Origin of the sequence: Lentibacter sp., assembly GCF_029254145.1 — a bacterium.
Classification (GTDB): Bacteria; Pseudomonadota; Alphaproteobacteria; order Rhodobacterales; family Rhodobacteraceae; genus Lentibacter.
On the sequence record NZ_JAQWYD010000026.1, the window covers coordinates 1 to 20122 of the forward strand.

Consider the following 20122-nt stretch of genomic DNA (forward strand, 5'->3'; position numbering starts at 1 on the left):
CTCAGACGGTGGCCCGCCACGTTGATCACATCATCGGTGCGCGCCATAATATAGAGGTAGCCATCCTCATCAATCATCCCCGCATCACCCGTCTCGTAGTAACCAGGGAAGGTGTTGAGGTAACTCTTCTGAAAGCGCGCTTCCGCGTTCCACAGGTTGGGAAGCGTTCCGGGCGGCAGCGGCAGCTTGACCGCAATCGCGCCTAGCTCGCCCGCAGGCAGCTCATGCCCCGCCTCGTCCAGAATATGCACATCATACCCTGGCATCGGCACAGAAGGAGAGCCAAGCTTCACAGGCAACATTTCGACACCCACAGGGTTCGCCGCAATGGCCCAGCCCGTCTCGGTCTGCCACCAATGGTCAATCACAGGAACCTTGAGCTGATCTTGCGCCCAGACAATCGTATCGGGGTCGGCCCGCTCACCCGCCAGATAAACAGTCTTGAGGCAGCTGAGGTCGTATTTCCCGACAAACTCGCCCTTCGGATCGACGCGTTTCACAGCGCGGAAGGCCGTCGGCGCTGTGAAAAAGCTCTTCACCTTATGCTCTGAAATAACCCGCCAGAATGTCCCCGCATCAGGCGTGCCCACGGGCTTGCCCTCAAAGACAATCGTCGTGTTGCCATGAATGAGCGGCCCGTAGGCAATATAGCTATGGCCGACAACCCAGCCCACATCCGACGCCGCCCAGAAGACATCGCCAGGATCGACATTGTATATATTCTTCATGCTCCAATTGAGCGCAACCATGTGACCAGCGGTATGACGGATCACGCCTTTGGGCGCACCAGTCGTGCCAGAGGTGTAAAGAATGTAGGCAGGGTGGTTGCCCTCTACAGGCACACACTCGGCGGGCTCAACGCCATATTGAAATCCGTGCCAGTTAAAGTCACGGCCTTCCTTGAGCTCAGCAACTTCTTGTTCGCGCTGGAAAATAACGGTGAACTCAGGCTTATGGGTGGCAATATCAATGGCCCCGTCAAGAAGCGGCTTATAATGCACAACGCGCCCCGGCTCGAGGCCACAAGAGGCCGCAATAATGGCCTTGGGCTTGGCATCATCAATCCGCACAGCAAGCTCGCTCGCTGCAAAGCCGCCAAAAACAACAGAATGCACAGCACCAAGCCGCGCACAGGCCAGCATGGCCTCCAGCGCTTCAGGCACCATCGGCATATAGATGATCACACGGTCGCCCTTTTCGATCCCCTTGGCGCGCAGCGCACCTGCAAGTGTTGCGACGCGGTTGCGCAGCTCGACATACGAAATCTCGCGTTTGGTGTGAGTGATGGGGCTGTCATAGATAATAGCCGTCTGCTCGCCGCGCCCTGCCTCTACATGGCGGTCAACGGCATTATAGCATGTGTTGCACTTGGCGTCGGCAAACCACTCATACAGATTGTCGCCCTTGTCAAAGAGCGCCTTTGAGGGTTTATCGTCCCAGTCAATCGCTTCAGCCGCCTTCATCCAAAAGGCTTCGGGGTCGGCCTTCCAGCCATCATAGAGCGCTTTATAGCCCGCGGTATTGCCCATAGTGTTCTCCTCCACTTTGGAAAGAGAGGTAAAGGCCAGCCCGACCCTTAGGCAAGCAAGGAGTCACAATGCGCGGCAGTTTGGCGCAAATATTTTGCAATTCAGCCTGCAAATTTTTGCAAATATGCCTGCAAAGCCTAAGCTTCGCAGGCAATATCACATCATTTGCAAATTTGCGAAGTCCTACCTGAAAACTCAGCCGTAGCTTTTCACAGGCGTGCCCGCAATCGCCGCCATATTGAGCAGGCCCCGCGCCGTGATCCCGGGGCTGACAACATGCGCACGGTTTCCCATACCCATAAGGATCGGGCCAACTTCGAGCCCGCCCGCCTTCATTTTCAGGATATTGCGCGCCGCCGAGGCCGCGTCCGCATGACCAAAAATCAACACATTCGCCACGCCCTCAAGCCTGCCAGCTGGAAGCAAGCGCTCACGCAGCTCAGGGTCAAGCGCCGCGTCAACATTCATCTCGCCCTCGTATTGAAAGTCCCGTGGCGCTGCGTCCAAAATCTCAATCGCCGCACGAATGCGTTCCCCCGAGCCAAACGGCTGATTGCCAAACTGGCTCTGGCTGCAAAGCGCCACTTTCGGCTCAACGCCAAAACGCTTGGCATGGCGCGCAGCACCTATCGCCGCCTCGGCGATCTGCTCAGGCGTAGGCAGCGTGTGCACATGCGTATCCGCAATAAACAGCGGCCCATCCTCAAGGATCATCATCGACAAGGCCCCGTGGGGCCGGAGCTCGCGACTGCCAAGTACCTGCTGCACATAGTTCAAATGCCAGCGAAACTCGCCGAATGTTCCGCAAATGAGGCTGTCTGCCTCGCCACGATGGACAGCAATCGCACCAATCGCTGTCGTATTCGTGCGCATGATCGCACGGGCCAAATCAGGCGTGACGCCCTTACGCGCCATGATCTCGTGATAGCTGCCCCAGAAGTCGCGATAGCGTGGGTCATTCTCTGGATTGACCAGTTCAAAATCCTTGCCAGCCCGCGCCGTAATCCCGAAACGCTCACAGCGCGCCTCGATCACCTCTGGCCGACCAATCAAAATGGGGCGCTCCGTTGTCTCTTCCAAAATTGCCTGCGCCGCACGCAGCACGCGCTCATCCTCACCCTCGGCAAAAATGATCCGCCGCGAGGCATGGCTCGCCGCATCAAACACAGGCCGCATCAAAAGCGCCGACTTAAAGACCGACGCATTGAGCCGCTCCTTATAAGCCTCCAGATCCTCCAACGGTTTGGTTGCAACGCCCGTTTCCATAGCCGCTTTGGCCACAGCCGAGCTGACGACAGCCGAAAGACGCGGGTCAAACGGCTTGGGAATAAGATAGTCTGCGCCAAAGGTCAGCGCTTCGCCCTTATAGGCCGCCGCCGCTTCCGCACTTGTGGTCGCGCGCGCCAGAGCCGCGATCCCGTCCACACAGCCGATCTGCATCGCATCATTGATCTCGGTTGCGCCCACATCAAGCGCACCACGGAAGATAAACGGAAAACACAGCACATTGTTGACTTGGTTCGGATAGTCAGACCGCCCCGTCGCAATCACCGCATCAGGCGCCACAGCACGCACCTCATCAGGCATAATCTCGGGGGTGGGGTTCGCCAGCGCAAAGATCACGGGCCGCTTGCTCATCTTCTTCACATGCTCGGGCTTGAGCACACCGGGCCCAGACAGGCCCAAAAACATATCCGCACCATCAACCACATCATCCAGTGTGCGCTTGTCCGTCTTTTGTGCAAATGCCGCCTTCTGGGGGTTCATGTCCTCTTCGCGGCCCTCATAAACGAGGCCGTGAATGTCACAAAGCCAGACATTTTCACGCTTCACACCGAGCTTCAGCAAAAGGTTCAGGCAGGCGATCCCTGCCGCGCCGCCGCCCGTGCTGACAATCTTGATGTCTTCAAATGTCTTACCCACAACATGCAAAGCATTCGTCGCCGCCGCGCCCACAACAATCGCTGTGCCGTGCTGGTCGTCATGAAAGACAGGGATGCCCATGCGCTCGCGGCAGATTTTCTCCACAATAAAGCAGTCAGGCGCTTTGATGTCCTCAAGGTTGATCGCTCCAAAGGTTGGCTCCAGCGCACAAACAATCTCGGCCAGCTTCACAGGGTCGCTCTCGTTCACTTCGATATCAAAGCAATCAATCCCTGCAAATTTCTTGAACAAGACAGCCTTGCCCTCCATCACAGGCTTGGAGGCCAGCGCGCCGATATTGCCAAGGCCCAGCACAGCCGTGCCGTTTGTCACCACAGCCACAAGGTTTCCGCGGGCCGTGTAACGGCTTGCATCTGCAGGGTTTTTAGCAATTTCGATACAGGCCTCTGCGACACCAGGAGAGTAAGCACGGGCAAGGTCGCGTCCGTTTGCCATCGGCTTCGTCGGGCGGATCTCAAGCTTCCCGGGGCGTGGAAATTCATGATAGTTCAGCGCCGCTTCTCGCGCCGTTTCGGTCTTATCAATCGACATGGTCTCTCCCTCGGCGCTGAGCCTTTTCAAAAGTAGTTTAACATTAAACCAATTAATGTGAAGCCAAATTTCTCATTCTGACGAATCTCCCCTTGCACTCGCCAGTCTGTCCCTTCCAAGATACCCCAAAACAAACAGAAAGACACAGCATGTCCCTCTCTGACGCCGCGCGCACTGTCCGCGCCAATGCCTACGCCCCCTATTCCAACTTTAAGGTCGGCGCCGCCATTCGCGCTGCCTCGGGTGAGGTGTTTTCTGGCTGCAACGTCGAAAATGTCGCCTACCCCGAAGGCACATGTGCCGAGGCAGGCGCAATCGCGGCCATGGTCGCCGCTGGGCAAACAGAGCTCACCGAGGTCTACGTAATCGCCGATAGCCCCGCGCCCGTGCCTCCCTGTGGCGGCTGCCGCCAAAAGCTTATGGAGTTCGGCCAAGCCGACACCCGTGTAACCCTCGCCACAACGGCAGGTACAGAAATCAGCACCACCCTCGCCGAATTGCTTCCCGGTGCCTTTGCCAGCGCCCACATGGACAACGCATGACCAACACCCGCGCCCTGCTCGCCGCTCTGCGCCGTGGTCAGCCCATCGGCTCCGCAGCACTGGGCAGCTTTGCACAAGGCTTGGCCGATGGCTCCGTATCTGATGCCCAAGCAGGGGCCTTTGCCATGGGCGTGGTGCTCTCCAAGCTCTCCCAGAAAGACTCCGTCGCCCTCACTCTCGCCATGCGCGACAGCGGTGATGTCACAGAATGGGACCTCACCGCGCCCGTCGTTGACAAGCACTCCACAGGCGGGATCGGGGACTGCGTCTCGCTTCTGCTTGCCCCCGCGCTTGCCGCATGCGGAGCGTTCGTGCCCATGATCTCTGGTCGCGGTCTTGGCCACACGGGCGGCACGCTCGACAAGCTCGACGCCATCCCCGGCTTCAAGACCGCGCTCAGCATGGGCGAGTTCCAGCGCGTCGTGCGTGAAAATGGCCTCGCCATCGTCTCCGCATCCCCCAATCTCGCCCCCGCTGACAAGCGCCTCTATGCCATCCGCGATGTCACAAGCACGGTCGAAAGCCTTGACCTCATCACCGCATCGATCCTTTCCAAAAAGCTCGCCGCAGGGCTTGAAGCGCTGGTGCTCGATGTCAAATGCGGCTCTGGCGCGTTTATGAAAACACCTGACGAGGCCCGCGCACTCGCGCAATCGCTCGTCAGCATCGCCAATGCCGCAGGCTGCAAGACATCCGCGCTCATCACAGAGATGAGCCAGCCCCTCGTCGCGTCACTTGGAAATGCGCTCGAAATCTGCGAGGTCATGCGTGCGCTCACCTCTCCCGTCCCGTCCCGCCTCGCCGATATCACCGCCGCGCTTGGCGGCCAGCTCCTCGCTGATGCAGCCCTCGCAAGCTCACCTGAAGAGGGCGCAGCCAAGATCACGCAAGCCATCGCTTCAGGCCGCGCCGCCGAAGCCTTCGCACGCATGTGCGCGGCCCAAGGCGGGCCCCGCGGGTTTGCCGACAACTGGGCGCGCTACCTGCCTGAAGCCAATATCATCCACGAAGTCACAGCCCCCGAAGCGGGCTATATCGCTGCCTATGATGGCGAAGCGCTCGGCCTTGCTGTGGTCAGCCTCGGCGGTGGGCGGCAGGTTGAAAGTGACAGCATCGACTACGCTGTCGGCCTCTCTGACATGCTTCCGCTTGGGACACGCGTCGAAAAGGGCCAGCCCATCGCCCGCGTCCATGCCAGCCGCGAAGACGCCGCCCGCCGCGCAGCAGTTGACGTCCTTCAAGCCACAACTCTCGGCGCAGCCCCAACTGCACAGCCTCTCTTGCTTGAGAGGGTCACAGCATGAGCCGCGCCTTCCTTGTCGTGCTCGACAGCGCTGGTATCGGCGGCGCACCAGATGCCGACCAGTTCTTCAACGGCGCCTTACCCGACACAGGGGCAAACACGCTGGGTCATATTTATCAAGCCTGCGCGCCTGCTCTGCCCCACATGGAAAGCCTCGGCCTCAAACAAGCTATCACGCTCGCTTCTGGCCTCGCCCTACCAAACACAGCAGAGCTTGGTGGCCGTTTTGCCGCTGCCACAGAAGCAAGCCTCGGCAAGGACACCCCGTCGGGCCATTGGGAGCTTGCGGGCGTGCCCGTCCCTTGGGCGTGGCACTATTTCCCTGACACAGCCCCCGCCTTCCCCCCCGATCTGCTCGCACTGGTCGCGCAGCTTGCAGGCACAGAAGGAACCCTCGGCAACAGCCACGCCTCGGGCACAGAGATCATTGATGACCTCGCCCAAGAGCACATCAAGACAGGCTGGCCGATCTGTTACACCTCCGCAGATTCGGTCTTTCAGATCGCCGCCCATGAAGAGCACTTCGGCCTGCCGCGCCTTCTCAAGCTCTGTGAAGAGCTCGCGCCACATCTCCATGCGCTCAAGGTTGGCCGCGTTATCGCCCGCCCCTTCATAGGCGCCAACGGCAGCTTTCAACGCACCAAAAACCGCCATGACTACGCCATCGCCACGCCCGCGCCCACGCTGCTGGACTGGGCACAAGCAGAGGGGCACCACACCCACGCCATCGGCAAAATCAGCGATATCTTCTCTCACCGCGGCATCGACACCGCCACAAAGGGCCGCGACGCAGAGCTGATGCAAGACCTCCATGACCGCATCAATACAGCCCCTGAAGGCTCCCTGACGTTTGCCAATTTCGTGGAGTTTGATACCGAATTCGGCCATCGGCGCGATGCGGAAGGTTACGCCGCCCACCTCACATGGTTTGACAGAGAGCTCCGCCATATTCTGGCTGCGCTGCGCCAAGACGATCTGCTCATCCTCACAGCTGATCACGGCAATGATCCGACTTGGCAGGGCTGCGACCATACCAGAGAGCGTGTCCCCGTTCTGGTTGCGGGCGCGGGCCAAGGTGAGATAGGACACATCCAAATGATAGATGTCGCCGCCTCCATAGCGGCTCATCTTGGCCTGAAAGAACGCGGATCAGGGGTAAGCTTCCTCTAAAGCGCCAGACGAAAGCGAGACAAGAATATGAGCCAAAATCTAACAGTCGTTGATCACCCTCTGGTGCAGCACAAACTCAGCTTCATGCGCGACAAGACCACACCCTCCGCGCACTTCCGACAGCTCCTTGGCGAAATCGCCCAGCTCCTCGCTTATGAAGCCACCCGCGATCTGCCGCTGGAAATGCGCGAGGTCGAAACTCCGCTCCAGTCGATGCAATCGCCCTACCTGTCAGGCAAAAAGCTCGCGCTTGTCTCGATTTTGCGGGCAGGCAACGGCATGCTTGATAGCCTGTTGCACCTGATCCCGTCCGCGCGTGTCGGCTTTGTCGGCCTCTACCGCGACGAAGAAACGCTCAAGCCCGTTCAGTATTACTTCAAAGTCCCAGAAGACATCAGCGAGCGCGATGTCCTTGCGATTGACCCCATGCTCGCCACGGGCAATTCTTCTGTCGCGGCCATTGATCTCCTCAAAGCAGCCGGTGCGCGCCGCATCACCTTCCTTTGCCTTCTTGCTGCCCCTGAAGGCGTTGCGCGGATGCAGGAAGCCCACCCTGATGTGCGCATCATCACAGCCTCGCTGGATGAATGTCTCAACGAACAAGGCTACATCGTTCCGGGCCTAGGGGATGCGGGTGACCGCATGTTCGGCACAAAATAGCGCATATTTGCACTATTCTCGGCTAGACTCGTCTTTGGTGATCGGGCATGTTCCTTGCACACTTGTGGGGGCAAGATATGAGTTGTAAACGAGTCGGCGCGCTTTGCGCATTTTTCCTAACACTGACGCTCTCAACAGCGCAGGCACAGGCCCTGCGTGATGTTGACGGACCAGTGAATTTCCCACCCGGTTCTTACAAAGGCAAACAATTCGTCGATAACAACGGCTGTGCTTTTGTGCGCGCCGGGATTGATGGCCGCGTCAACTGGATTCCGCGGGTTACGCGCTCGCGCAAGCTCCTCTGTGGGCTCAAGCCGACCTTCTCGGGCGCTGAAGCCAACCTGGCCCAAGCCCAGAGCGCAAATGCTCCAGTGCAGATCACCAACAACGAAGCGCCCGCCGCCGCAGCTCCTGCGCCAGCACCAGCGCCGCGTGTTGCAGCCGCCAAGCCAGCACCGCGCGTCGCCCCTGCGCCTCAGCGCGTGCAGCAAGCGCGCGTTCAGCCAGCGCCACAGCGCGTTCAGCCTGTACAGCGTACAATTGCGCCAGCCCCTGCGCCAAAGCCTGCGCCCCGTCAGGTGCAGCGCGTCACACGTGCCACAACCTGCGCCAATTTCACTGGGATCAGCGCCCAATACGCGGGCTCTGGGCCAGGTGTGCGCTGCGGCTCACAAACTCAGCCTGTGACTGGCGCGGTCCAGGTTCAGCGCCAACCCGTCACAGTCATGCGCAACGGCCAGAAAAAAAACAGTCCAGCAGCGCGTCGTGCAACAGCCGACCGCTGCACCAAAAATCTCAGGCACACCAACAGGCCAACGCATCATCACGCGCAACAGCCAAACAGGCCAGATCAATGCCGCTGGCAACACCCGTGTTGTCCCGCGCCATGTCTACAACGAACAACAGCGCTCGGCGGTCACCAACAAAGTGCCGAAGGGCTATCGCAAGGCATGGGATGACGACCGCCTCAATCCGAAGCGCGCTCAAATGACAGTGGAGGGCATCCGCCAGTCCGACCTCATCTGGACACGCACAATCCCACGCAAGCTCTACGTCAAGGGCACAGGTCGGGTCGTCAACAATCTCTTCCCGGAGCTGCGCTACCCTTACACAAGCATGAACGATCAAAACGCCGCGATGGGTCTGACAACGTCCTCACGCAGCAAGTCTGCCACAGCAGCCACCCCCCGCAAACAAGGGGGCACGGCCAAAAGCGGAACAGACGGGCGCTACGTTCAAGTTGGCATGTTCGCAAGCGAAGCCAATGCCCAGCGCGCGGCACAACGCATCTCCGCCGCAGGCCTGCCAGCACGCTTTGGCACACTGATAAAAGGTGGCAAGTCCTATCGTTTGGTTATGGCGGGGCCCTTCGGCGCGGGCCAGATCAACGCGGCTGTCGCCACAGCAAGACGTGCAGGATTTTCTGACGCCTACGCGCGCTAAGCCTCGCTTCCATCAGATCGATGAAGCCCGCGCCTCAAAGGTCGCGGGCTTTTTCTTTGGCACTCAGAGCACAATACATACGCCTAGATAAAGCCGCGCAGCCGCAGCACAACAATCAGAACCGTCAGCACAATCAACAGATTAAATGCCAGTGCCGAGCCAGCTCGTATCCACTGTCGGCGCTTTACTTCGTTGCGGTCAATCTTTTCCAAATAGGCTTTCAAGCGCCCATGCGCCTTGACGATAGCGGCCTCGTCAAGCTGCACACAAAGCTGCGGATGTGAGACTTTCTCGAGTGCCTCCGTGAGCCGCGCGCCGTTCTGCCTTTGGCGCAGGGGTAGCCCCCTGCCAATGCTGCGCAACCCTGCGGCCAGGCTTGGCTTGTTCACGCCCAGATGCGCGGCCATCAGCCCCCGCAGCTCACGCTCCATTTCGCTCAAACGGCTCGCCTCAATCACATTACATCCTGCCTAACTTGCGCCTTTTCCTTCCCGCGGAAAATGGCGTATCACTCGCATATGTTACACACTATCACCCATGGCATCGCCAACGCCAAGCCCCCGTTGCTCATCGCGCATGGCCTCTTCGGCTCAGGCCGCAACTGGGGCGTTATCGCCAAGCGCCTCTCCGATGAGCGCCAGGTGATCGCCGTCGACATGCGCAACCACGGCAGCTCGCTACACTCGGATGATCACAGTTACACCGCCTTGGCCGACGACCTCGCCGAAGTGATCGCCGCACACGGAGGCCAAGCCGACGTCTTGGGCCATTCCATGGGTGGCAAAGCCGCTATGGTACTTGCCCTTGAGCACGCCGAGATGGTCAAGCGCCTCACTGTCGCCGATATCGCCCCTGTGAGCTACGGCCACTCCCAACAGCAATATATCAACGCCATGCGCGCGCTCGACCTCTCCCGGATCGAGGGACGCGCCGAAGCCCAAGCCGCGCTCCTGCCGCTGGTCGAAGACCCGACACTCGCCTCGTTCTTCACCCAGTCTCTGGATCTGAAAGCACGCCAATGGCGGCTCAATCTGGCCGCTCTTGAAGCGAATATGCCCCAGATCCTGAGCTTTCCGACAATAGACGCATGCTTCACGGGCCCCGCCCTCTTTCTCACAGGCGCAACGTCACACTACGTGACGCGCGATCACCGGCCCCAGATCAAAGCGCTCTTCCCAGAGGCGCGCTTTGCCAAAATCCCTGAAGCAGGGCACTGGCTTCACGCCGAACGCCCTCGCGCCTTTGAGGCCGCAGTGCGCACATGGCTCAACGCTGACTTGAATTAGCGTTTAAGCAAGCGCCGCAGCACAGGCTCAAGCGCATCTGCCGCCTCCTGATGCACCGCAGGCCCCAAAAGCTGCATCGCAGCCAAAGCTTCCTGATCGGCAAAAACCATACCCTCATAGCCACGCGCCAAAGCCGCCGGACTTGCACGACAGATCACCGTGCGTGCCACATCGCCTTCCAGCGCATCCATCATATCTTGGGTCACGCCAAAAGGCGCACTCGCCGCATGGGCAAAGCCACGCTTCTCATCAGGGCCATGATCCGCAAACCACAACAGAACCATCGGCTTCGCCACCCGATCCGCCAAAAGCCGCATCCGCGCCACCCAAGCCTGCTGCAATTCCTGCATCAACAGAATAAACCCGTCCGGCTGATAGCGCGCCAAATGGCGCAACAGATGGTTGGTAAAGTGCAACTCGGTAAAATCCACACCCCGAAACAACTTTCTCATCTGGTCTGAGGCCCGCAAAAAGCGGTCGTTCCGGCGCGGATGCACCGTATAAAAGCGGTTCGAAAGATTGTGCACACCCATCGCCTGCACAATGACAGCCTCCGCTCGCGCTGCTATACTCAAAACACCGAGATCACTCGCAAAAGCATCAAGTCCGGCGCTCATGACCCCAAGGTTAAGGCACGGCATTTCCAGCTTGTCTTCCAGTCGGTCCACATAGGGACGCGGCACAAATTTCCCGAAGGTTTCTGTGCCTCCCAGCACGGCCACAAAAGGCTCATCAAGGCTTCGTTTGGGCCCGCGAAAGGCCAGCCGCGATCCGTCATACTCGCAGAGTCGATAGTCAAGGGCTGCGCCCCCTATTCTGTCATAGGACATAGTTCCCACCACAATTTTAGTTCACCCAAAACCGAAGATGCGCCACAGCCATTTCCAATTCCCTAACAGATAAAATGGTCGGAAATTAAAGGCCGATCTTTCGCCTTGCAGCCTACTTAAGCCGCGGCTTATTGTCGTGATTAACCCCGAAGGAGAGCAGCATGGATATCAAAACAGTCGGCGTCATCGGTGCAGGCCAGATGGGCAATGGTATCGCGCATGTTATGGCGCTCGCGGGGTATGACGTTACACTCAATGATCTCAGCCAAGACGCGCTCACAGCCGCACTCGCCAAGATCGAGAAAAACATGGTGCGCCAAGTGTCGCGCAATCTTATCACAGAAGCCGATATGCAAGCTGGCCTCGCCCGCATCAGCCCTGCGCTTGATGTGGCCGCGCTCGGCACAGCCGATCTCGTGATCGAATCCGCAACAGAAAACGAAGACATCAAAAACAAGATCATCGAAGGCATCGTACCCCACCTGCCCGAGCACACGATCATCACATCAAACACCTCCTCGATCTCGATCACCCGCCTCGCCGCACGCACGGACCGCCCCGAAAAGTTCATGGGCTTTCACTTCATGAACCCTGTGCCGCTCATGCAACTGGTCGAGCTGATCCGCGGCATCGCCACTGATGACGAGACATATCAGAGCTGCCTCGCCGTGGTCGAAAAGCTCGGCAAGACAGCCGCTTCCGCCGAGGATTTCCCCGCCTTTATCGTCAATCGTATCCTGATCCCGATGATCAACGAGGCCTGCTATACGCTCTATGAAGGCGTCGGCAATGTCGCCTCGATCGACAACGCCATGAAGCTCGGCGCCAATCACCCGATGGGTCCACTTGAGCTTGCTGACTTTATCGGCCTTGATACCTGCCTCGCAATCATGAACGTTCTGCATGATGGCCTCGCCGATACCAAGTATCGCCCTTGCCCACTCTTGACGAAATATGTGGCTGCAGGCTGGCTGGGCCGCAAAACAGGCCGCGGCTTTTATGACTATCGCGGAGACGTCCCCGTTCCGACGCGCTAAGGCAGCTTCTTGTTATAAATAACAAACCACGGTCATGGCTGCCGCCCGCTCTACAACCTAGGCCACGTCTGCAAATCGCATTCACTGATATTGGACGGCCGCATACAGCAAATGCCCCGCCACAAAAAAGGCCCCGGATCAACTGGGGCCAGTTGCGGATAAACCGCGGGGAAAATCAGGGGGCCGGCCTTACCAGTCACTTGGCCCTTTGTCGCCAAACGAGTGAACCAGAAAGTCGATAAAGGCGCGCACCTTGGGCTGCGTAAAGCGCCCGGGCGGATACACCGCATAGATACCTTGGGTCTCCATCGGCAAATCAGGGATCGCATCTTCCACAAGACCCTTCTCAAGCGCCTCCGCATAGAGAAAGCTCGGCAGATAAGCGATGCCAAGGCCAGACACAGCCGCATTGAGCAGCGATTGCCCGTCATTCACAGTTAGCCAGCCCGCCGTGCGCACTTGGCGCTTTTCACCAGATGGCGCGGTAATCTTCCAGACATTGCCTGCCGAATGGTTGGAATAATGCAAAAGCTTGTGATCATTCAGATCGTCAATCTTCTGAGGCCGCCCGTGGCGCTGGAAATAGCTTGGGGAGGCAATCATGCGCATACTCGTCTCGGTGAGCTTGCGCGCTCGCAACGAGCTATCTTCCAGATCACCAATGCGGATGGCCATATCAAAGCCCTCCGAAATCAGTTCCACATAACGATTGTTGAGGACCATATTCACGGTGATATCTGGGAAATCCGAGAGAAACTCGCCCAACACAGGCGAAAGGTGGTTCACACCAAAATCTGTCGCCACAGAAATTCTCAATAGGCCAGAGGGGTCGGATTGCATGGACGACACGAGCGCATCTGCCTCGCCCGCATCATTCAAAACGCGCCGTGCACGGTCATAATAGGCAAGGCCAATCTCGGTCGGGCTGACCCGTCGCGTCGTGCGGTTCAAAAGCCGCGCGCCCAGACGGGCCTCAAGGCTGGAGACGTGCTTTGAAACAGCGGATTTTGAAATCCCCATTTTCTTGGCTGCGTCCGTAAACCCGCCTTGGTCTACGACCATTGCAAAGGCTTCCATTTCAGTCAGTCGGTCCATGCTCGATAATCCCTTGATTATTCTTTTCTCAAAGCATGGTATCGCCTCACAATCGGGCAACTTCTTGGCGCTAGTGAGATAATATCAGGGTTTTCCCACGGATCGTTCATGGCAACGAAACAACGAAACAGATGTTTCCAAAGCGGCCGAGCATCGGCTGCAGTTTTGCTTTTTGCCCTTATTATCCAGTCCAGAGAAGGCCGCACTGCGCGTCAGCTGCTCTCCTAGGTCAGTCCGCTGTCAAGCCCGCCCCTTGCACACCGCACGCCGCATTACCTAATTTTGTGTAAACAAAAGCCCGTTTCAGACGGTGCACGGGTTGTGCACGGGTTGTGCACGCTTTTCACCCCCCTAGAATCAGCGTTTACCAGCGCCATTAACCCAGCGGGACGCAGCCTTAACTAAGCCACCATCGCCTCGGCCTTCTTCAGGTCGACAGAGACAAGCTGGCTCACCCCTCGCTCCTGCATCGTGACGCCATACAAGCGGTCCATCCGGCTCATCGTCACAGCATGATGCGTGATGATCAGAAAGCGTGTGTCGGTCTGGCGGCACATCTCGTCAAGCAAGTCACAAAAGCGCGTGACGTTCGCATCATCCAAAGGCGCGTCGACTTCGTCGAGCACACAGATCGGCGCAGGGTTCGCAAGGAAAACCGCAAAGATCAGCGCCATCGCAGTGAGCGTCTGTTCCCCACCCGACAATAGCGAAAGTGTCGCAAGCTTCTTGCCAGGCGGCTGACACATAATCTCAAGCCCCGCATCGAGCGGGTCGTCGCTCTCCACCAAAACAAGATTGGCATCGCCGCCACCAAAGAGGTGTTTGAACAACATAGAGAAGTTATCGTTCACCTGCTCAAAAGCGGTCAGCAGCCGCTCGCGCCCCTCGCGGTTCAGGCTGGCAATGCCTGTGCGCAAAGCACGGATCGCCTCTTCCAGATCGGTCTTTTCAAGCAAAAGCCCGTCATGCTCCTGAGAGACTTCCTTCGCATCTTCCTCGGCCCGCAGGTTGACTGCGCCAAGCGCATCCCGCTGCCGCTTCAGACGGTTCACATCCTGTTCGATCATCTCAGAAGCAGGCATCTTCTCAGGGTCGGCCCCAAGGCTCTCCAAAAGCGCCTCTGGCGTTGTGTCCTGCTCTTCCTCGATCCGCTCCGCCGCGTAAGCTACGGTCTCGCCTGCCGCATCGGTGCGTGCCTCCGAGCGTGCCCGCGCCTCGCGTGCCTCACTTGCCGCCCGCTCCGCCTCGCGCTCGGCCATTGTCGCATCACGCTCAGCGCCTTCGGCTGTCGAGAGCGCGTCAGAGGCCTTGGCCTTGCGCGCCTCCGCTTGTGAGATCGAATAACCAAGTTCCTCACGCTTTGCCGCAATTTCTTCAGGCGCCGCCGTGGCATCTTTCAGCTCAGCCTCACTCGCAGTCTTGCGCTCGGCCAGTTCGGCAATCCGCTTTTCGGCTGTCTCCAGACGGTGGCGCCAGCCCGAAAGCTCCTTCGTGACTTCCTGCCCCCGCCGCGTGCGTGCCTCGCCCTCGCGGCGCAATTCGTCGTGCCCCGAGCGCTTCGCCATCATGGTCATGCGCGCCGCCTCAACGGTCATCTTCACGTCTTCGACTTCGGCCCGAGCCGTCTCGAGGTTGCCAAGACCCGCGAGACCGCGCTCGGCCTCCTGCAAAGAGCGCCGCGCTGCCATTGCCTCGTCCTCATGGCGCTTCACTGCAAGGCCAAGAGAGTCCAGCCGCGACTCTGCCAAGGTACGGTCCGCTTCCGCGCGGCTCAAAGCCCGCGCCGCTTCTGCAACGGCTGTATCGGCTGCGCGCCGTGCCTCCCGGGCGGCCTTGTCGGCCTCACCATCGCGTTTGAGCTGCTCTGTGAGAACCTGATGCGCCATCCGCGCGCCCTGCGCTTTTGATGTGGCAGCTTCCATCTGCTGCTTGAGCGCTTCAAGACGGTTCATCTGCTCCAGACGCAGGGCCGCCGCGCTCGGCGCATCCTCGGCCCAGGCGCGAAACCCGTCCCAGCGCCACAAATCGCCATCAAGGCTCACAAGCCGCTGCCCAGGCTGCAGCTCGGCCTGTAAAGCAGTTGCCACCTCGGCCTCCACAAGCCCGATCTGGGCCATCCGCCGTGTCAAAACCGCAGGCACATTCACATGCATCGAAAGCGGCTCAACACCTGCTGGCAGCGCTTGCGCATCTCGATACGCGGGAAGGCTTGCCCAGCCAGACGGCCCGTCTTCGCCCACTTCAGGCGCGCGCAAATCATCTGCCAGGGCCGCGCCCAGTGCCTTCTCATAGCCTGGCGTCACTTGCAGCTGATCAATGATTTGCCCGCCCTCGGCGGTGTCACGTTCCACAAGCCGCGCCAAGGCACTGGCTTCAGCCGAGAGCGCATTCACTTCGCCGTCTGCTTCGCTCAGCTCTGCCCGCGCATCCGCCTCGCGAGATTGCGTGGCCGCCCGCGTCGCCTCTGCAGCGATAAGCGCCTCCTCAGCATCCTGCGAGCGTTTGGTCGCTTCGCTCTCAGCCTGCTCTGCCGCTTCAAAATCTACTGCCGCTTTTTCCAAAAGCGCCTTGGCCTCGCCCGCAGCACGCTTGGCTTTTTCGGCCTCTTCGCTAGAGCGGGCTTCTGTCTTGCGACTGTCTTCTAGCAAGCGCTGTGCAGACTGATGCCTCGCAGCCAAGCGGGCCACATCTTCGGTCAGTTCAGACAGTGCATTCTCACGCGCCTGCAAGACCTGTGCTGCCTCTTGAGACGCCTCCGCAGCTTGCGCCAGCTTGGCCTCATGGCCCGCGCCCGCCTTTTTCAGTTCTTCGGTTTCCCACTCCAGCCGCGCAATGGTTTCGCCTGCGTCACGGTTGAGCGCTTCCTCACGCTCCATATCAGCCGCCAGCTGCCTGATCCGCGCTTCCAGCGTTTCAATCGTCGCAATCGCGCGCTTTTCTTGGTCTTCCAAAGTGTCGCGCTGCACCGAAAGGCGCTGGAGCACTGCCGCAGCGATGGCTTCTTCCTCGCGCAGAGCGGGCAACGCATCTTCGCGCTGTTGGCGCAGCTTCGTCGCCTCCCGCGCAGCCGCTTCGGCCTGCGCTGCGGCTACGGTACGCTCCTTCAGAACATTCTGTTCCTCAAGATGTGCGACTTGCGCTTCCTTCCACCGCCGATACAGCAGCAACCCCTCCGCACGCCGCAGCTCATCCCCGATCTCACGGTAGCGCGCCGCTTGACGGGCTTGACGCGCAAGCTGCGCCAGCTGCGCGGCCAACTGTTCGAGGACATCGTCAACCCGGGTCAAGTTTGTTTCTGCGCCCTTAAGCTTTAGCTCGGCCTCATGGCGGCGCTGATATAGGCCCGAAATCCCTGCTGCCTCTTCGAGAATACGGCGGCGGCTCTTGGGCTTGGCGTTGATCAGCTCGCTTATCTGCCCCTGCCGCACAAGAGCAGGGGAATGCGCACCTGTCGAGGCATCCGCAAACAGCATCTGCACATCGCGCGCGCGGGTGTCCTTGCCGTTGGCTTTATAAGCGCTGCCGACGTCGCGTGTGATACGGCGGACGACCTCGAGGTTGTCCATGTCATTAAAGCCAGCGGGCGCGAGGCGGTCTTGGTTATCGATATGAAGCGAGACTTCGGCAAAGTTGCGCGCGGGCCGCGAGGACGCGCCTGCAAAGATCACGTCTTCCATCCCGCCGCCGCGCATCGCAGTGGGGCGGTTTTCACCCATCACCCAGCGCAGAGCTTCAAGCAGGTTGGATTTACCGCAGCCATTTGGGCCGACAACGCCTGTCAGACCATCCTGAATAATCAGGTCGGTCGGATCGACGAAGCTTTTGAACCCCGTAAGTCTGAGCTTATGAAATCGCACTGCCGGTATTGCACCTATGATTCTGAACAGACCCAGTCTGGCGGCGTCAGCACAAGCTTGTCAACGTTTGGACCCTCTATATGGGGCCTCAGAGGCAGTTATCCACAAGATAACGCGTTTTAACCCCGCCCATGCGGCTCCATAAAGTCCAGAACAGGGTTTGTCGGAAGGATGCGATTGGGGTTAATCGTGTCATGGCTATAGTGATAATGACGCACGATGTGCTCAAGGTTCACGGTCTGAGCGACACCCTCAATCTGATAGAGCTCGCGCGTGTAGGCCCAAAGATTGGGGTAATCAATCAGCCGCGCACGGTTGCATTTGAAGTGTAAATGATAGACCGGATCAAACCGCACGAGCGTCGTGAACAGCCGCCAATCCGCCTCGGTGATCTGCGCACCCATCAAATACCGCCGCTCCGCGAGCCGCGCCTCGAGCCATTCCATCGTGTCAAACAGAGGATCAACCGCCGCATCATAGGCCGCCTGTGTAGTCGCAAACCCTGCCTTGTAGACGCCGTTGTTCAGGGTGTCATAGATCCGCGCATTCACCTCTTCAATCTCACTGCGCAGCGGCTCAGGCCAGTAGTCGTCGCTATTCCCAGTCAACCCGTCAAACGCAGAGTTCAGCATACGGATGATCTCTGAGCTTTCGTTGCTCACGATCGTCTGGCGCTCTTTGTCCCACAATATCGGCACAGTCACCCGCCCTGATATCTGCGGATCCGCCTTCAGATAAATGTCCCGCGCAAAAGGCAGCCCATAGAGCGTATCGCCCGTGGCCCCATGCGCATCGGTCTCAAAGGTCCAGCCCTCCGAGAGCATATCAGGATGCACTGCGGATATGCTGATATGCGCCTCCAGCCCCTTCAATGCCCGAAAAATCAGCGTGCGGTGCGCCCACGGGCAGGCATAGGACACATAGAGATGATACCGCCCGCTCACCGCAGGAAAGCCGCCCTCACCCGTCGGTCCCGCTGCGCCATCAGCCGTGATCCCGTTGCGAAACTTGGCCGTGGTCCGTTCAAACGCACCGCCCGTTGACGCCGTATCATACCAAACATCATGCCATGTGCCGTCTACCAACTGTCCCATCAGGGCCTCCTTATTTCTGTCTTGCCCCTTCCTACCTGCACTGATCCTGACGATAAACTCTCGCTCCCGCGCAGCGCCCCTGCGCTGATGCACAGAGCGAGCGTTACACAGGTGCAACATTAAGCGCGTAGAAAGAATTCGTTACTTGTTTCTCAACCAAACCGTGCAAATCTAACAGGCACAGGAAAGGCGCACACAATGACTGATTATCTATCCCCCGAGATCGAGGCTGCTCTCAAGGCTGCCCGCAAAGCCGCAATGAAAAAGTCCTCGCGTCTGCGCGTGCAGATGGGGGAGACCCAATATCCAATCCTCAAGTTGTGGGACAAAGGCTTTGCGCTTGATGTCTCAGGCGCGCCTAAGCTGCGAGGGCTGGTGGATATCTACGATGGAACCAAACATTTGATGAACGGATTGATCATCGCCACCGAGGCCGAAGGCGATATGATGCACTATGAGTTCAAGCGCGCCACCCAAGCGCAAGACAAAGCCCCGCTGGATTACGAGCGCGACGAAAACGCGCCCGTGGCCCTTATCGGCAAGGCGGCACCCTCACTCCATTGATCATTGCAGATCAGCAAAAGCTTTCTGAAGCCGCTCCACCGCCTGCTCAACATAGGCGCGTGGTGTGGCCAAGTTGAAGCGCATGAAGCTCTCCCCACCTGTGCCAAACGTTGGGCCATGGTTGGCTGCGATCTTGGCGTCTTCCTCTACACGGCGGGTAAACTCTTCACGGCTCATGCCTGTGTCTTCAAAATCAACCCACGCCAGATAGGTCGCCTCAAGCGGCATCGACTTCAAGCCAGGGATACTGTTGATCCCCGCATCAAATATCTCACGGTTCCCATTGATATAAGTCACAAGCGCATCAACCCACTCCGCACCCTCAGGGCTATAGGCCGCCTCGGCCATCTCAAGCCCAAAAGAGTTTGCCGAAATGCCCAGCGCCATCATCTTCGCGCCAAACTCAGCGCGCAACGTCTCGTTCGGGATAATCACATTGCCCGAATGCCCACCTGCGATGTTGAAGGTCTTGGTTGTCGCCGTCATCATAACAAGGCGGTCCTCGATCCCCTCGATATTGGCCATTGCGGTATGCTTGGCCTCAGGCATTACAAGATCATGGTGGACTTCATCAGACACCAGAATCAGATCATGCTTCTTGGCAAACTCAGCCACCTGCTTCAACTCAGCCTCATTCCAGACACGCCCGCCAGGGTTATGAGGCGAGCAGAGAATGACCATCTTCTCTGAGCCATCCAGCAGCGCATCATAGTTATCAAAGTCCATTTCGTAGCGCCCGTTCTCAAGCACCAAAGGGCATTCAACAACGCGCCGGCCATTGGCTTTAATCACTTTGGCCAAAGCATGATAGACGGGCGTGAAGAGCACGACCCCGTCGCCCTTTTCGGTCCATGTGTCCACACAAAGCGCTGTGCCATTCACGAGCCCGTGGGTCGTAAAGATCGCAGCGGGATCAACCTCCCAGCCATGACAGGTTTTCATCCACCAGCAGATCGCCGCACGGTACTCTGTATCGCCGCCGTAATAGCCGTAAATCCCGTGATCCAGCATCCCCTGCAGCGCGTTTTGCACACAAGCGGGTGGGCGAAAGTCCATATCTGCAACCCACATGGCGATCCCGTCTTCCGCAGGCACATTGTAGAGTTTGTCCATCATGTCCCATTTCGTAGAATGGGTGCCCTTGCGGTCGATAATCTCGTCAAAATTCATGGCGTGCTCTCCAGTGTTGGGCTCGTGGTCGGCCCATATTTGGCCTGCGCAAAAGCTAGCCGATTAA

At 58.8% G+C, this 20122-nt stretch carries 16 protein-coding genes; 8 read left to right on the forward strand and 8 right to left on the reverse strand.

The window, feature by feature from the left end:
* Positions 1-1529, reverse strand: a 1529-nt coding sequence (gene prpE / locus P8O11_RS03080; protein ID WP_300291527.1) for a propionate-CoA ligase PrpE, incomplete at its 3' end; no start/stop codon positions are given.
* Between the two features lie 195 nt (positions 1530-1724).
* Positions 1725-4004 (reverse strand): NADP-dependent malic enzyme, encoded by a 2280-nt coding sequence (locus tag P8O11_RS03085; RefSeq protein WP_300291529.1) that lies wholly within the window; start codon positions 4002-4004, stop codon positions 1725-1727.
* A gap of 149 nt (positions 4005-4153) precedes the next feature.
* On the opposite strand from P8O11_RS03085, the gene P8O11_RS03090 reads away from it, so the two are divergent.
* From P8O11_RS03090 to P8O11_RS03110, 5 genes are all read left to right on the forward strand, one after another.
* Positions 4154-4546, forward strand: a complete 393-nt coding sequence (locus P8O11_RS03090; protein ID WP_367186828.1) for a cytidine deaminase — start codon at positions 4154-4156, stop codon at positions 4544-4546.
* Entirely contained in the window at positions 4543-5850 is a 1308-nt protein-coding gene (locus P8O11_RS03095; RefSeq protein ID WP_300291532.1) for a thymidine phosphorylase, read from the forward strand. The genes P8O11_RS03090 and P8O11_RS03095 overlap by 4 nt, the downstream gene beginning before the upstream one ends.
* Positions 5847-7019, forward strand: coding sequence for a phosphopentomutase (locus tag P8O11_RS03100; RefSeq protein WP_300291534.1), 1173 nt, complete (start codon positions 5847-5849; stop codon positions 7017-7019). The genes P8O11_RS03095 and P8O11_RS03100 overlap by 4 nt, the downstream gene beginning before the upstream one ends.
* A gap of 27 nt (positions 7020-7046) precedes the next feature.
* A complete protein-coding gene (gene upp, locus P8O11_RS03105) occupies positions 7047-7679 on the forward strand; it encodes a uracil phosphoribosyltransferase (protein ID WP_300291536.1) in 633 nt (210 codons plus the stop codon).
* A 765-nt stretch (positions 7680-8444) separates the two neighbouring features.
* Positions 8445-9122 carry an SPOR domain-containing protein gene (locus P8O11_RS03110; RefSeq protein ID WP_300291539.1) on the forward strand — a complete coding sequence of 226 codons (678 nt, stop codon included), beginning with the start codon at positions 8445-8447 and terminating at the stop codon, positions 9120-9122.
* An 83-nt stretch (positions 9123-9205) separates the two neighbouring features.
* On the opposite strand, the gene P8O11_RS03115 is transcribed toward P8O11_RS03110, so the two are convergent.
* Positions 9206-9580 (reverse strand): hypothetical protein, encoded by a 375-nt coding sequence (locus P8O11_RS03115; RefSeq protein ID WP_300291541.1) that lies wholly within the window; start codon positions 9578-9580, stop codon positions 9206-9208.
* Between the two features lie 60 nt (positions 9581-9640).
* Between P8O11_RS03115 and P8O11_RS03120 the strand changes: the two genes are divergently transcribed.
* Complete coding sequence (locus P8O11_RS03120; protein WP_300291543.1) at positions 9641-10408, forward strand: alpha/beta fold hydrolase; 768 nt, start codon at positions 9641-9643, stop codon at positions 10406-10408.
* On the opposite strand, the gene P8O11_RS03125 is transcribed toward P8O11_RS03120, so the two are convergent.
* Positions 10405-11238 (reverse strand): DUF6473 family protein, encoded by an 834-nt coding sequence (locus P8O11_RS03125; protein ID WP_300291545.1) that lies wholly within the window; start codon positions 11236-11238, stop codon positions 10405-10407. The genes P8O11_RS03120 and P8O11_RS03125 overlap by 4 nt on opposite strands.
* Positions 11239-11399: 161 nt before the next feature.
* On the opposite strand from P8O11_RS03125, the gene P8O11_RS03130 reads away from it, so the two are divergent.
* Complete coding sequence (locus tag P8O11_RS03130) at positions 11400-12275, forward strand: 3-hydroxybutyryl-CoA dehydrogenase (RefSeq protein WP_089891938.1); 876 nt, start codon at positions 11400-11402, stop codon at positions 12273-12275.
* Positions 12276-12464: 189 nt separating this feature from the next.
* Here P8O11_RS03130 and P8O11_RS03135 read toward each other — a convergent pair whose 3' ends face one another.
* From P8O11_RS03135 to P8O11_RS03145, 3 genes are all read right to left on the reverse strand, one after another.
* A complete protein-coding gene (locus P8O11_RS03135) occupies positions 12465-13370 on the reverse strand; it encodes a LysR family transcriptional regulator (RefSeq protein ID WP_300291550.1) in 906 nt (301 codons plus the stop codon).
* A 401-nt stretch (positions 13371-13771) separates the two neighbouring features.
* Positions 13772-17227 (reverse strand): chromosome segregation protein SMC, encoded by a 3456-nt coding sequence (gene smc / locus P8O11_RS03140; RefSeq protein WP_300291552.1) that lies wholly within the window; start codon positions 17225-17227, stop codon positions 13772-13774.
* 119 nt (positions 17228-17346) lie between these two features.
* Complete coding sequence (locus P8O11_RS03145; protein WP_300291554.1) at positions 17347-18321, reverse strand: glutathione S-transferase family protein; 975 nt, start codon at positions 18319-18321, stop codon at positions 17347-17349.
* Positions 18322-18519: 198 nt separating this feature from the next.
* On the opposite strand from P8O11_RS03145, the gene P8O11_RS03150 reads away from it, so the two are divergent.
* Complete coding sequence (locus P8O11_RS03150; RefSeq protein WP_089891950.1) at positions 18520-18885, forward strand: hypothetical protein; 366 nt, start codon at positions 18520-18522, stop codon at positions 18883-18885.
* Here P8O11_RS03150 and P8O11_RS03155 read toward each other — a convergent pair whose 3' ends face one another.
* A complete protein-coding gene (locus P8O11_RS03155) occupies positions 18886-20055 on the reverse strand; it encodes a MalY/PatB family protein (RefSeq protein WP_300291557.1) in 1170 nt (389 codons plus the stop codon).
* Positions 20056-20122: the final 67 nt, after the last annotated feature.

Bases quoted from the DNA above. Each gene is read 5' to 3' on its own strand.
- P8O11_RS03085 (WP_300291529.1), bottom strand. From the start codon at position 4,004: ATGTCGATTGATAAGACCGAAACGGCGCGAGAAGCGGCGCTGAACTAT.
- P8O11_RS03090 (WP_367186828.1), top strand. From the start codon at position 4,154: ATGTCCCTCTCTGACGCCGCGCGCACTGTCCGCGCCAATGCCTACGCC.
- P8O11_RS03095 (WP_300291532.1), top strand. From the start codon at position 4,543: ATGACCAACACCCGCGCCCTGCTCGCCGCTCTGCGCCGTGGTCAGCCC.
- P8O11_RS03100 (WP_300291534.1), top strand. From the start codon at position 5,847: ATGAGCCGCGCCTTCCTTGTCGTGCTCGACAGCGCTGGTATCGGCGGC.
- upp (WP_300291536.1), top strand. From the start codon at position 7,047: ATGAGCCAAAATCTAACAGTCGTTGATCACCCTCTGGTGCAGCACAAA.
- P8O11_RS03120 (WP_300291543.1), top strand. From the start codon at position 9,641: ATGTTACACACTATCACCCATGGCATCGCCAACGCCAAGCCCCCGTTG.
- P8O11_RS03125 (WP_300291545.1), bottom strand. From the start codon at position 11,238: ATGTCCTATGACAGAATAGGGGGCGCAGCCCTTGACTATCGACTCTGC.
- P8O11_RS03130 (WP_089891938.1), top strand. From the start codon at position 11,400: ATGGATATCAAAACAGTCGGCGTCATCGGTGCAGGCCAGATGGGCAAT.
- P8O11_RS03135 (WP_300291550.1), bottom strand. From the start codon at position 13,370: ATGGACCGACTGACTGAAATGGAAGCCTTTGCAATGGTCGTAGACCAA.
- P8O11_RS03145 (WP_300291554.1), bottom strand. From the start codon at position 18,321: ATGGGACAGTTGGTAGACGGCACATGGCATGATGTTTGGTATGATACG.
- P8O11_RS03150 (WP_089891950.1), top strand. From the start codon at position 18,520: ATGACTGATTATCTATCCCCCGAGATCGAGGCTGCTCTCAAGGCTGCC.
- P8O11_RS03155 (WP_300291557.1), bottom strand. From the start codon at position 20,055: ATGAATTTTGACGAGATTATCGACCGCAAGGGCACCCATTCTACGAAA.